At 55.5% G+C, this 13,603-nt stretch carries 11 protein-coding genes; 2 read left to right on the top strand and 9 right to left on the bottom strand.

Annotation, left to right across the window (positions count from 1 at the left end):
* The 8 genes from rffA to trxA form a co-directional block, all read right to left on the bottom strand.
* Nucleotides 1-1,131, bottom strand: a complete 1,131-nt coding sequence (rffA, locus tag DBR02_RS11410; protein WP_063452161.1) for a dTDP-4-amino-4,6-dideoxygalactose transaminase — start codon at nt 1,129-1,131, stop codon at nt 1-3.
* Between the two features lie 4 nt (nt 1,132-1,135).
* Entirely contained in the window at nt 1,136-1,813 is a 678-nt protein-coding gene (gene rffC / locus DBR02_RS11405) for a dTDP-4-amino-4,6-dideoxy-D-galactose acyltransferase (protein WP_107534418.1), read from the bottom strand.
* Nucleotides 1,810-3,072 carry a UDP-N-acetyl-D-mannosamine dehydrogenase gene (gene wecC / locus DBR02_RS11400; RefSeq protein WP_107534417.1) on the bottom strand — a complete coding sequence of 421 codons (1,263 nt, stop codon included), beginning with the start codon at nt 3,070-3,072 and terminating at the stop codon, nt 1,810-1,812. The genes rffC and wecC overlap by 4 nt, the downstream gene beginning before the upstream one ends.
* On the bottom strand, nt 3,069-4,199 hold the full coding sequence (gene wecB / locus DBR02_RS11395; protein ID WP_063868817.1) for a non-hydrolyzing UDP-N-acetylglucosamine 2-epimerase: 1,131 nt from the start codon (nt 4,197-4,199) through the stop codon (nt 3,069-3,071). The genes wecC and wecB overlap by 4 nt, the downstream gene beginning before the upstream one ends.
* 56 nt (nt 4,200-4,255) lie before the next feature.
* A complete protein-coding gene (gene wzzE / locus DBR02_RS11390; protein ID WP_063868815.1) occupies nt 4,256-5,302 on the bottom strand; it encodes an ECA polysaccharide chain length modulation protein in 1,047 nt (348 codons plus the stop codon).
* A 13-nt stretch (nt 5,303-5,315) separates the two neighbouring features.
* The gene (gene wecA, locus DBR02_RS11385) at nt 5,316-6,419 is read right to left on the bottom strand and encodes a UDP-N-acetylglucosamine--undecaprenyl-phosphate N-acetylglucosaminephosphotransferase (protein WP_001050933.1); all 1,104 of its coding nucleotides are present in this window, start codon (nt 6,417-6,419) and stop codon (nt 5,316-5,318) included.
* Nucleotides 6,420-6,661: 242 nt separating this feature from the next.
* Nucleotides 6,662-7,921: a transcription termination factor Rho gene (gene rho, locus DBR02_RS11380; protein ID WP_001054528.1), complete on the bottom strand. Its 1,260-nt coding sequence runs from the start codon at nt 7,919-7,921 to the stop codon at nt 6,662-6,664.
* A gap of 341 nt (nt 7,922-8,262) precedes the next feature.
* Nucleotides 8,263-8,592 (bottom strand): thioredoxin TrxA, encoded by a 330-nt coding sequence (gene trxA, locus DBR02_RS11375; RefSeq protein ID WP_006812392.1) that lies wholly within the window; start codon nt 8,590-8,592, stop codon nt 8,263-8,265.
* Nucleotides 8,593-8,736: 144 nt separating this feature from the next.
* Here trxA and rhlB point away from each other — a divergent pair, with 144 nt between their 5' ends.
* Complete coding sequence (gene rhlB, locus DBR02_RS11370) at nt 8,737-10,005, top strand: ATP-dependent RNA helicase RhlB (protein WP_063452156.1); 1,269 nt, start codon at nt 8,737-8,739, stop codon at nt 10,003-10,005.
* A 6-nt stretch (nt 10,006-10,011) separates the two neighbouring features.
* Complete coding sequence (gene gppA / locus DBR02_RS11365; protein WP_107534416.1) at nt 10,012-11,496, top strand: guanosine-5'-triphosphate,3'-diphosphate diphosphatase; 1,485 nt, start codon at nt 10,012-10,014, stop codon at nt 11,494-11,496.
* A gap of 51 nt (nt 11,497-11,547) precedes the next feature.
* Here gppA and rep read toward each other — a convergent pair whose 3' ends face one another.
* Nucleotides 11,548-13,572: a DNA helicase Rep gene (gene rep, locus DBR02_RS11360; RefSeq protein ID WP_063868811.1), complete on the bottom strand. Its 2,025-nt coding sequence runs from the start codon at nt 13,570-13,572 to the stop codon at nt 11,548-11,550.
* Nucleotides 13,573-13,603: the final 31 nt, after the last annotated feature.

The raw sequence follows: 13,603 nt of genomic DNA, 5'->3' as shown, positions 1-13,603 counted from the left end.
TCAGGCGAAATAACTCAGAAGCGAATTGATCACCGTACGCTGGTTCACCGGCGCGAGGTTGTAGAACAGGGGCAGACGAAGCAGACGTTCGCTCTCTTTGGTGGTGTAGCGGTCTTCACCGGCAAACGCGCCGAAGGCTTCTCCCGCCGGGCTGGAGTGCAGCGGAATGTAATGGAATACCGCCATAATTTCCGCTTCTTTCAGCCAGGCAATCAGCTTGCTGCGATCGTCGTTATCGCGCAGCTTGATGTAGAACATGTGGGCGTTGTGGACGCAGTCGGCCGGTACGGTCGGCAGCTCAATACGCCCTGCCTTAGCCAGCGGCGCCAGCGCGTCGTAGTAGGTTTGCCACAGGGAGAGGCGGTGCAGATTGATTCGCTCTGCCGCTTCCAGCTGCGCCCAGAGGTATGCGGCCTGCAAGTCCGCCATCAGGTAGCTTGAGCCGATATCACGCCAGGTGTACTTATCCACCTGGCCGCGGAAGAACTGGCTGCGGTTGGTCCCTTTCTCACGGATCACTTCCGCACGCTCTACCAGAGCGCGATCGTTAATCAGCGTCGCGCCGCCCTCACCGCCTGCGGTGTAGTTTTTGGTTTCGTGGAAGCTAAAGCAGCCGATATGACCGATGGTGCCCAGCGCGCGTCCTTTGTAGGTGGACATCACCCCCTGCGCGGCGTCTTCCACCACGAACAGGTTGTGCTTTTTGGCGATGGCCATGATGGTGTCCATTTCGCAGGCCACGCCCGCATAATGCACCGGCACGATCGCCCGCGTTTTGTCGGTGATCGCCGCTTCAATCAACGTTTCGTCAATGTTCATGGTATCCGGGCGGATATCCACAAACACGATTTTCGCCCCGCGCAGGACAAAGGCGTTCGCCGTGGAGACGAAGGTGTAGCTCGGCATGATCACCTCATCGCCGGGCTGGATATCCAGCAGCAGCGCCGCCATCTCGAGCGATGCGGTACAGGACGGCGTCAGCAGAACTTTGGCACTGTGGAAACGTTGCTCCATCCACTGCTGGCAGCGACGGGTGAACCCGCCGTCGCCACAGAGCTTGCCGCTGCCCATAGCAGATTGCATATAATCAAGTTCAGTGCCCACGACCGGAGGCGCGTTAAATGGAATCATCTTGTCACCTGTATAACCAGTAGGCGGTGGCGTCGATGCTGGCACCACTCGCAATATAACGTTTAAGCGCAGCGGTGTTGCCCATCTGGGTCGCGACCCGCAGCGTTGATACTCGCTGTTGCTCCGCCCAGTGCAGCGCCGCCTGCATGAGTTTTTCGCCCATGCCGCGTCCGGCTAATAAACCGATGCGCGCCTCGTGCTCGTTGAGCCTGCGAAGCGAAACAAAACCTTCAATCGGACCTTCCGGCGCACGAAACACCAGACAGACGTGGTCAAACGTGCCCTTTACCGCGTTCTCAATCCACTGGGCATAAAAGCGCCCGCTGTCATCGGGCGCATACCAGGGCGCCCGGAAACGGCTCTGAGCGAATGCCAGCGCCGCCATGTTGCGCAGCGCGGGAATATCCTGCTCTGATGCAATTTCCGCGCCCGGTGAGTCGTGGCGGGCCACGGTAATAGAGAGGTCAACCTCACCCTCAACCAGCCGGAATCCGTGCTGCTGGAGCGCGTCCAGCATATCGGCCCGGTCTGCCGGGATCTTAGCCTGCACGCGCGGCCAGGCGCCGAAGTCGGCTTCCCGCAACGCAGGGGCATTTTCGCGCAGACGCACTATCGCTGAGGGGCGCGCAAAGAATGTGCTTTCCCACTCAAGGGGTTCCAGCACGCCGTGGAGGATACTCAACGCCACACGCCTTTAGTATCAACAACATACTGCTGACGTACGGCATCACCGGAGACCGCTTTAAACGCATTGTGATCCACCAGCAGTACCAGCACATCCGCCGTCGCCAGCGCGTCATCCAGTGCGGTAAGGGTGCAGTGACCGGCAAGCTTTGCCGGTAACGCATGAATATTCGGCTCAACCACCAGTGTTTCACCGCTGTGCCAGTCAGCGATCATCCCGGCAATTTCCATCGCCGGGCTTTCGCGCAGATCGTCAATATTCGGTTTGAATGCCAGACCAAAGCAGGCGATTTTCAGCTCGCTGGCGCGTTTGCCGCTGTCGGCCAGGCAATCCGCGACCGTGGCTTTTACCTGGTTGATCACCCAGTGCGGTTTGTAGTCGTTCACTTCGCGCGCGGTGCGAATCAGGCGTGCCTGTTGCGGGTTTTGCGCCACGATAAACCACGGATCGACTGCGATACAGTGTCCACCCACGCCCGGCCCCGGCTGAAGAATGTTTACGCGTGGGTGACGGTTGGCAAGGCGGATCAGTTCCCAGACGTTAATTCCCTGATCGGCGCAAATCAACGACAGTTCATTCGCAAACGCGATGTTGACGTCGCGGAAGCTGTTTTCGGTCAGCTTGCACATTTCGGCGGTGCGGGAGTTGGTCACCACGCATTCGCCTTCAAGGAAAATCTTATATAACTCGCTGGCGCGCGCGGAGCAGACCGGGGTCATGCCGCCAATCACGCGGTCATTTTTAATCAGCTCAACCATTACCTGGCCCGGCAGCACGCGCTCAGGGCAGTAGGCGATATTGATATCAGCCTGGTCGCCCGCCTGCTGCGGGAAGCTGAGATCGGGGCGCGCCTCGGCCAGCCACTGGGCCATCTGCTCGGTGGCTCCAACAGGTGAAGTGGACTCAAGGATAACCAGCGCCCCTTTCTTCAGCACCGGCGCAATGGATTTTGCCGCCGCCTCGACGTAAACCATGTCAGGCTCATGATCGCCTTTAAAAGGGGTTGGTACCGCAATCAGGTACGCGTCGGCTTCTACCGGCGTCGTGCTGGCGCGCAGGAAGCCGCCGTCCACCGCTTTTTTCACCACGCGATCGAGGTCAGGCTCCACGATATGAATTTCGCCACGGTTGATGGTTTCCACCGCGTGCGCGTTGATATCTACGCCAACAACCTGCTTTTGACGAGAGGCAAAGGCCGCCGCAGTAGGCAGTCCGATATAGCCAAGACCAACAACAGAGATGGTAGTAAAACTCATAGCGTTACCCGATTGTGTTTAAGTGCGTGCAAAATACGGCCACAAGCCTGCCCGTCCCCGTACGGGTTATGGGCGCGGCTCATCGCCTGATACTCTTCATCGTCATGCAGTAAGCGCGTGACCTCTTCGACAATACGACGCGGGTCTGTTCCGACCAGACGGACGGTCCCGGCAGTTACCGCTTCCGGACGTTCGGTGGTTTCGCGCATCACCAGTACCGGCTTGCCAAGAGAAGGCGCTTCTTCCTGAATGCCGCCAGAATCGGTCAGGATCAGCCAGGCGTGGTTCATCAGCCAGACAAACGGCATATAGTCCTGCGGCTCAATCAGGAGCACGTTTTCCACGTGGCCGAGGATGCGGTTGACCGGTTCGCTGACGTTAGGGTTGAGGTGCACCGGATAGACAATCTGCACATCCTCGTTCTGCGCGGCTATTTCAGCCAGCGCGTGGCAGATTTGCTCAAAGCCACGGCCAAAACTTTCGCGACGGTGGCCCGTCACCAGGATCGTTTTCTTGCCGTTATTCAGGAACGGATAACGCGCAGCGAGTTCTGCCTGAAGTTCGCTGTTAGCCAGTACGCGGTCGCGCACCCAAATCAGCGCATCAATAACCGTATTGCCGGTGACGAAAACTTTGCTGTCGCTGATATTTTCTCGCAGCAGGTTCTGACGTGAGTTCTCGGTAGGCGCAAAATGGTACATCGCCAGGTGGCCGGTGAGGGTACGGTTGGCCTCTTCCGGCCAGGGAGAATAGAGATTGCCGGTACGCAGCCCCGCTTCGACATGGCCCACAGGGATACGCTGATAGAACGCGGCCAGGCTGGTCGCCACGGTGGTGGTGGTGTCGCCATGCACCAGCACCACATCAGGCCTGAACGACTCCAGGATAGGCTTTAACTCTTGCAGAATACGGCAGGTAATTTCCGTCAATCCCTGTCCCGGTTTCATTATATTGAGATCGTAATCCGGAACGATAGAAAAGAGGGTTAAGACCTGATCGAGCATCTCACGGTGCTGGGCAGTTACGCACACCTTCGCTTCAATGTCAGGATCTCTGGCCAGCGCATGAACCAGAGGTGCCATCTTGATGGCCTCCGGCCTGGTGCCAAATACGGTTAGTACTTTCACATCGATTCTCTTCGATTAGACGATGAAGGCCGCAGCCTTCATCGTAGACGGCGTTCTTAGTTTGTGCGGCGACGCAATAACGCTACGCCAGCGCCAGTCAGTGCGCCCACAATCCCCCACATGATCATCAGGAAGGCGCGACGCGGACTATCGCGTTTTACAGGCTCTTCAGGCGTTCTCAAATAACGATAGGTCTGAAAACGCGGGTCCAGCGTTGGACCGACGTTGAGCGTATTGAGCATGGCGCGGTTTTGGTCGTAATCAAGGTCAAAGTCAGGGCCAACCGCCTGGATATTTTCCAGACGTGCCTGAAGCATTGGGCGACCCAGGAGGAACATTTCTGAATCCGGGAGTTCGTCAGCCGGAACATCCGTTTCGCTACGGGAAATATTGTGCTGTTCAGCAATCTTCAGCGCCTGCTCAATATTATGCACGCGTCGCGCGAAGATGGCCTTTGCGACCTCTTCCTGACGTTTTACCTGCGCCTTCATCTGGATTGTACGTGCCGCCCAGGCGCCTTTCAGCTCGTCATTCAGATGGCTTGCTGCGCGCTGGCTGGCAAAAGCAACGTACTGACGCAGCAGGTTATTGGCGTCCGGCGCCGTTTCCGCAATCAGCTTCACGCTGTCGCTAACATTACGGAGCATATCGCCAGGCATAAACTGAATGTTATTAATTAAATCATCCAGCAGCGCGGCATCCGCTTTGCTGTTCCCGACCATGCGCTGCTTGTAGTAGTCCGTCTGGGACCAGAAATCGCGACGCGTATCCCACGACGCCAGCTGCATCACAAACTCTTTGTAGGATTCATCCATCACCGAGGCCTGATCCGGGGTCGCCAGATTGGCCTTGATATCAAGATTACGCAGGAATTGCTGCTGGGAGTAGTAGCCTCCAAGCATATTCACCGTTGGTCGGTCTGTAATTGCCGTGGCGCTCCACTCTTGTTTTGCAAAGAAGGTGTAGGCAAGCGCTAACAGTGCGAACCCCAATGCAATACCCACAATCCACAGTTTGCCTTGCCATAACACTCGAAACAAACCACGAATATCCAGCTCGTTCTCAGTGCCCACTGATTTCGCTCCCGCCAACGGTTGAGTCATCATAGTCCCGGTTTTACTTAGTTAATGTTGTGTTTTTGCCACTGTTCCGACGCATCCTGCGTTTTAAACGTTTAATAAAACGCGCGACTTTCCATGCACGCTTAATGCAGTAACCGTACATGAAAAATGCTAGCAAGAATAATACCAACATTACCCATTCAGGAATGAAATGTGCGTATTCCGCAGCAACGCCAATCGCAGCCAGAATAGCAGCCGCAAGCGTAATCAGCACAAATGCCTGACGAGACGTGAAGCCAGCACGCATAATCAGATGATGAATATGCTGGCGATCGGGAGAGAACGGGCTCATCCCTTTACGCAGACGGCGGTACATAATGGCGACCATGTCCATCAGCGGGATGGCGATAATCCACAGAGCCGTTACCGGGCTTATCGGGTGAGTTTTGCCCTGGGTGGTCTCCAGCAGAACCCAGATCACCGTAAAGCCAATCAGGGTGCTGCCCGCATCGCCCATAAACACTTTATAGCGACGCCCTAACACACCCAGGTTCAGGCAGATATAAGGCAGGATGGCGGCAATCATGGCAAAGCACCACATTGACAGGCTGTACTGGCCGTCAAACCATAAAATGATGCCGATAGCGCCAAATGAAACAGAGGACAGCCCACCGAGCAGGCCGTCTATACCGTCAACCATGTTAAAGGCATTGATGGCTGCCCAAACGGCAAACAGCGTCAGGAAGAAGCCGAATGGCCCAAGCACCAGCTCCCAGGGACCAAACACGTAGCCCAGACTTCTGAGATAGAGACCGCCCACCACCATCATAATGATGCCGATAGCCGCCTGTACCGTCGCGCGGAACTTCACGCTGATATCAAAACGATCGTCAAGGGCGCCGACCAGTACCAGCACACCGGCACACGCCAGATAGAGTGCGGCATGGGGGATATAGTAATCCGCGATCCCGAATGTGAAACAGATGCCTGCGTATACCGAAATGCCGCCCACCAGCGGAATAAGCCCCTGATGACGTTTACGGAAGTTCGGTTTGTCCACTAACCCAATTCTTTTTGCTACCTTGCGCGCAATGAACAAAAAACAGGTTGTGAATAAAAAAATACTGATCAGCTCAGTTACTGCAGTGAGTAGATTCACAATGGATTGCTCTCAACAAATGTTAGTCCCGGAAGTATAACCATGAAGCCTCTGCCTCAGAAGGATTAAAGATGGCTTCTCACAACTCCCTTTGTATGTTTTTCAATCAATTATTTCTTTGACTGTGCAAACCTTCTTATTGTCGCACCGACAGGTCTAAATTGGGAGTGTGTGGTAATAGCGTATAGTCCATAAATAAAAAACGCCACGTAAAAACGTGGCGTTTGCTGGGATTATTTACGTTACGAGCGTTTCATCATGTCGAAGAAATCGTCGTTCGTTTTGGTCATCGCCAGTTTGTTAATGAGGAATTCCATTGCGTCGATTTCGCCCATTGGATGGATGATTTTGCGCAGGATCCACATTTTCTGGAGCTCTTCCTGAGTGGTAAGCAGCTCTTCTTTACGGGTACCGGAACGGTTGTAGTCGATGGCCGGGAAGACGCGTTTCTCTGCGATCTTACGAGAAAGGTGCAGTTCCATGTTGCCTGTACCTTTAAACTCTTCGTAGATAACTTCGTCCATTTTGGAGCCGGTATCGATCAGCGCCGTCGCGATAATGGTCAGGCTACCGCCCTCTTCCACGTTACGCGCCGCACCGAAGAAACGCTTCGGACGGTGCAGGGCGTTGGCGTCCACACCACCGGTCAGTACTTTACCGGAAGCCGGCACTACGGTGTTGTAGGCACGAGCCAGACGGGTAATGGAGTCGAGCAGGATGATCACGTCTTTTTTGTGTTCAACCAGGCGTTTCGCCTTCTCGATAACCATTTCCGCAACCTGAACGTGGCGAGAAGCCGGTTCGTCGAAGGTAGACGCAACCACTTCACCTTTCACCAGACGCTGCATCTCGGTCACTTCTTCCGGACGTTCGTCAATCAGCAGCACCATCAGCACACAGTCTGGATGGTTGTAAGCAATGCTCTGCGCAATGTTTTGCAGCAGCATGGTTTTACCGGCTTTTGGCGGTGCCACAATCAGACCACGCTGACCACGACCAATTGGCGATGCCAGATCCAGCACACGAGCGGTTAAGTCTTCAGTAGACCCGTTACCACGCTCCATGCGCAGGCGAGAGTTCGCGTGCAGCGGCGTTAAGTTCTCGAACAGGATCTTATTGCGGGAGTTTTCCGGTTTGTCGTAGTTAACTTCGTTAACCTTCAACAGCGCAAAGTAGCGTTCACCCTCTTTAGGAGGACGAATCTTACCTGAAATGGTGTCACCAGTGCGGAGGTTGAAACGGCGGATTTGGCTAGGGGATACGTAGATGTCGTCAGGGCCGGCGAGGTAGGAGCTGTCTGCGGAGCGGAGGAAACCAAATCCGTCTTGCAGTATCTCCAGCACACCGTCGCCAAAGATATCTTCGCCACTCTTAGCGTGCTGCTTCAGGATGGCGAAAATGATGTCCTGCTTGCGCATACGAGCCTGGTTTTCCAGTCCCATATTTTCGCCGAGAGTGATCAGCTCAGAAACCGGCGTATTCTTTAATTCGGTAAGATTCATAATGGTGTGGGTTCTTAAACTCGGGGTGATTCTCGAACTTAATGTTGTGAATGGTATGGCAGGGTCATCCATGCCTGTTTAGCGGCCATCACCTCATGTCTGTTCGCTGTCTGGTCACAGGGAAAGAACGCAGAACTGAAACGACAAGACGGATTGAGTGACAAGCCCGGAATCTAGCAACTTCACGCACTGTTTACATTAACAACGGGAAGTATCGGGTAAAACAAGATTCAAACAACAAGATATGTTTAAAACGTAGTCATAGCTAACTTAGCACGACTAAAGCCGGGCGTCCAGAGCTCGCCATTAATTAGGCGCTCTGAACGCTCAGCTGAGAAACCTTACGCCAGATTAGCGTCCAGGAACTCTTTCAGTTGACCTTTGGACAGTGCGCCCACTTTGGTCGCCGCCACGTCACCGTTTTTGAACAGCAGCAGGGTCGGAATGCCACGGATACCGTATTTTGGCGCGGTGCCCGGGTTCTGGTCGATGTTCAGCTTGGCAACGGTCAGTTTGCCCTGATATTCGTCAGCGATTTCATCCAGAATCGGAGCGATCATTTTGCAAGGACCACACCATTCAGCCCAGAAATCAACGAGGATCAGCCCGTCAGCTTTAAGTACGTCCGTGTCAAAACTGTCGTCAGTCAGGTGAATAATTTTATCGCTCATATATAACTCCACAGGAATAAGCCTGGTACGTTGGTTTTGTCACCACCAACGACGTGTTGATGTCGCATTAACCAACTAAAGGTTGACTTTATTTCACCGGATACGCTTTCGTAAAGCAATAGTAAGCTGATATTCTACCACACTATGAGCAAAACACATTTAACAGAACAGAAGTTTTCCGACTTCGCCCTGCACCCAAAGGTGATCGAAGCCCTTGAAACTAAAGGGTTTCATAACTGCACGCCCATTCAGGCTCTCGCCCTGCCGCTGACGCTGGCCGGTCGCGACGTTGCAGGGCAGGCGCAAACCGGTACTGGCAAAACGATGGCGTTTTTAACGTCAACGTTTCATTATTTACTTTCTCACCCAGCGATTGCAGACCGCAAAGTTAACCAGCCGCGCGCGCTAATTATGGCCCCGACGCGAGAACTGGCGGTACAGATCCACGCAGACGCTGAGCCACTGGCGCAAGCCACCGGCCTGAAGCTTGGCCTGGCCTATGGCGGCGACGGCTACGATAAGCAGCTTAAGGTGCTGGAAAGCGGCGTGGATATCCTGATTGGAACCACCGGCCGTCTTATCGACTACGCCAAACAGAACCATATCAACCTCGGCGCAATCCAGGTTGTCGTGCTTGATGAAGCAGACCGCATGTACGATCTGGGCTTCATTAAAGATATCCGCTGGCTGTTCCGTCGTATGCCTGCCGCAAACCAGCGTCTGAACATGCTGTTCTCCGCAACCCTGTCATACCGCGTGCGTGAACTCGCCTTCGAGCAGATGAACAACGCCGAGTATGTGGAAGTGGAACCGGAGCAGAAAACCGGGCACCGCATTAAAGAAGAGCTCTTCTATCCCTCTAATGAAGAGAAAATGCGCCTGCTGCAAACGCTGATCGAAGAAGAGTGGCCGGATCGCGCGATCATCTTCGCGAACACCAAACATCGCTGTGAAGATATCTGGGGCCACCTGGCGGCAGATGGTCACCGCGTAGGTTTGCTGACCGGCGACGTGGCGCAGAAAAAACGCCTGCGCATTCTTGACGAATTTACCCGTGGCGATCTCGATATTCTGGTCGCGACCGACGTGGCGGCCCGTGGCCTGCACATTCCAGCCGTGACGCACGTCTTTAACTACGATCTGCCAGATGACTGTGAAGACTATGTACACCGTATCGGTCGTACCGGTCGTGCCGGCGCAAGCGGTCACTCCATCAGCCTGGCGTGTGAAGAGTATGCGCTGAATCTTCCGGCCATTGAGACCTACATCGGTCACTCTATTCCACAGAGCAAATACAATCCGGACGCGCTGTTAAGCGAACTGCCGCCGCCTAAGCGCCTTACCCGCCCACGCCCCGGCAATGGTCCGCGTCGTTCCGGCGGCGCACCGCGTAACCGTCGTCGTTCAGGTTAAGAAAATATGCTCAGCTCCACCTCGCTTTATGCGGCAATAGACCTCGGCTCCAACAGTTTTCATATGCTGGTTGTGCGCGAGGTGGCGGGAAGCATACAAACGCTGACGCGCATTAAGCGCAAGGTCCGCCTCGCGGCGGGCCTGAGCAGCGACAACCACCTCTCCCCTGAAGCCATGGAACGTGGCTGGCAGTGCCTGCGTCTGTTTGCAGAACGTTTGCAGGATATCCCGCTCAGTCAAATTCGCGTTGTTGCCACGGCGACCCTTCGTCTGGCGGTTAACGCTGGCGATTTCATTGCCAAAGCGCAGGAAATTCTGGGCTGTCCGGTGCAGGTCATCAGCGGTGAAGAAGAAGCGCGCCTGATTTATCAGGGCGTGGCGCACACGACCGGTGGCGACGATCGCCGTCTGGTGGTGGACATCGGTGGCGCCAGTACCGAACTGGTCACGGGCACGGGCGCACAGGCGACCTCGCTCTTTAGCCTGTCGATGGGCTGTGTGACCTGGCTGGAACGCTACTTTACCGATCGAAACCTTGCCAAAGAGAATTTCGACGAGGCGGAAAACGCAGCGCGTGAAGTGCTGCGCCCGGGCATGGATGAGCTGCGCTATCACGGCTGGAAAGTCTGCGTCGGGGCTTCCGGCACCGTTCAGGCGTTGCAGGAAATCATGATGGCGCAGGGCATGGACGAGCGGATCACCCTTGCCAAGCTCCAGCAGCTTAAACAGCGCGCCATTCAGTGTGGACGCCTGGAAGAGCTTGAAATTGAGGGGCTGACGCTCGAACGCGCGCTGGTTTTCCCAAGCGGGCTCGCCATCCTGATCGCCATTTTCACCGAGCTGAATATCCAGTGTATGACGCTGGCAGGCGGTGCGCTGCGTGAAGGTCTGGTTTACGGAATGCTGCACCAGTCGGTCGATCAGGACATCCGTAGCCGTACGCTGCGTAATGTTCAGCGACGCTTTATTGTTGATACCGACCAGGCGCAAAGAGTAAGTCAGCTGGCGTCACTTTTTGCCGATCAGGTGAAAACTAGCTGGGATATTGAACCATTAAGCCGCGATCTGTTGCTAAGCGCCTGTGCGCTACATGAAATTGGTCTCAGCGTGGAGTACAAGCAGGCACCGCTGCACGCGGCCTGGCTGGTACGAAATCTCGATTTACCCGGCTATACGCCCGCACAGAAGAAGCTGCTGGCCACCCTGCTGCTGAATCAGACCAACGCCGTCGATCTCTCTTCACTTCACCAGCAGAACGCCGTGCCGCCGCGCGTGGCCGAGCATCTGTGCCGTCTGCTGCGCCTGGCGATCCTGTTTGCCAGCCGCCGTCGTGATGATTTGCTGCCAGACATTACGCTGGTGGCAGACGATGAGAAACTGACGCTGACGTTGCCGAAAAACTGGCTTGAAAATCACCCGCTTGGCGCAGAACTGGTTGAGCAGGAGTTCCAGTGGCAGAGCTATGTGCACTGGGCGCTTGAGGTGAAGTGACCCTTTGAAGCGTGCCGGGCGGCGGCTTCGCCTTACCCGGCCTACAAACCGTTATCCCTTCTCTTTGGCTTTTGCCAGCATCGCGCGAATGTTTGCCACGTTGGCCTGGCCTTTGTGCATGCGCTCTTCCGCGGTAATGACCTTACGTTGCTGCTCCCAGATAAGATCGTCCTGAGGCAACTCCAGCAGAAAACGGCTCGGCTCCGGGCGCACCAGCTCACCGTACTGACGGCGCTCTTTACACAGCGTAAACGTCAGCTCCTTCTGCGCACGGGTGATCCCCACGTAGGCCAGACGGCGCTCTTCGTCGACGTTATCTTCATCAATGCTGCTCTGGTGCGGCAGTAAGCCCTCTTCCATCCCCACCAGATAGACGTACGGGAATTCCAGCCCTTTGGACGCGTGAAGCGTCATCAGCTGGACCTGGTCGGCCTCTTCTTCACTTTCGCCGCGCTCCATCATATCGCGCAGCGTGAAGCGGGTGACGACCTGCGTCAGGGTCATCGGCTCGTCTATCTCTGAACCTTCAAGCATTTCGGTCATCCAGCTGAAGAGCTGGTTAACGTTTTTCATGCGCATCTCAGCCGCTTTTGGGCTGGCGGAGGTTTCATAGAGCCAGGATTCGTAATCAATGCCGTGGATCAGATCGCGTACCGCCGCCACCGGCTCGCGCTCGGCCAGACGCTGCACTTCACCCAGCCAGTGGGTGAAGCGGGTTAAGGCGTCATAGCCGCGCCCGGTCAGGGTCTGGCTCAGCCCCATATCGAAGCTGGCGGTGAACAGGCTTTTGTTGCGGGTCATCGCCCACTCGCCCAACTTTTGCAGCGTCGCAGAGCCAATTTCGCGTTTCGGCGTATTCACGATGCGCAGGAAAGCGCTGTCGTCATCCGGGTTGGTCAGCACGCGCAGGTAGGCCAGCAGATCCTTGATTTCCGGACGCGAAAAGAACGACGTGCCGCCGGAGATTTTGTAGGGAATGCGGTTCTGCATCAGCATCTTTTCAAAAACGCGCGACTGGTGGTTACCGCGATAGAGGATCGCGTAGTCTTTATAGTCGGTTTTGTTGACGAAGTGATGGGCAATCAGCTCACCCGTTACGCGCTCCGCTTCGTGCTCTTCATTGTTGGCGCTGAGCACTTTCAGTTCGGTACCGTAACCCAGCTCGGAGAACAGGCGCTTCTCAAAGACGTGCGGGTTATTGGCAATCAGGATATTCGCCGCCTTCAGGATGCGCCCGGAAGAACGGTAGTTCTGCTCCAGTTTGATCACCTGCAACGCCGGGAAGTCTTTGCTCAGCAGCACCAGGTTTTGCGGACGTGCGCCGCGCCAGGAGTAAATGGACTGATCGTCATCGCCAACAACGGTGAAACGCGCACGCTGTCCTACCAGCAGCTTCACCAGCTCATACTGGCTGGTGTTGGTATCCTGATATTCATCCACCAGCAGGTAGCGGATTTTGTTCTGCCAGCGCTCGCGCACCTCTTCATTCCGCTGAAGCAGCAGCGTCGGCAGCAGGATCAGATCGTCGAAATCCAGTACGTTGCAGGCTTTCATATGCGCATCGTACAGACCGTAGCAGTGGGCAAAGATACGATCGCGCTCGCCTTTGGCACTCGCCGCTGCCTGGGCCGGCGTCATGAGATCGTTTTTCCAGTTCGAGATCGTCGAGATCAGCTGTTGCAACAGCACTTTGTCATCTTCGATCAGCCCTTCCGTCAGCTCTTTAAGCAGCGCCACCTGGTCGGTGTCATCGAAGAGCGAAAAGTTGGACTTCATGCCCAGCGCCGCGTATTCACGCTTAATGATATCCAGGCCCAGCGTGTGGAAAGTGGAGATCATCAGCCCGCGCGCCTCTTTACGGCCCAGGGTCTGGCCGACGCGCTCTTTCATCTCACGCGCCGCTTTGTTGGTAAAGGTGACCGCCGCGATATGGCGCGCCTGGTAGCCACAACCGCGAATTAAGTGGGCAATTTTGTTAGTGATCACACGTGTTTTACCGGATCCCGCTCCCGCCAGCACCAGGCAGGGTCCGGTGACGAATTCGACGGCTTGTTGTTGTCCGGGGTTTAAACGCATAAGTGATCGCTCAATGAAAGTGGGGAGAGGA

Source organism: Enterobacter cloacae complex sp. (genome assembly GCF_900322725.1).
GTDB lineage: Bacteria > Pseudomonadota > Gammaproteobacteria > Enterobacterales > Enterobacteriaceae > Enterobacter > Enterobacter quasihormaechei.
This window is presented reverse-complemented; position numbering and strand designations above follow the sequence as displayed.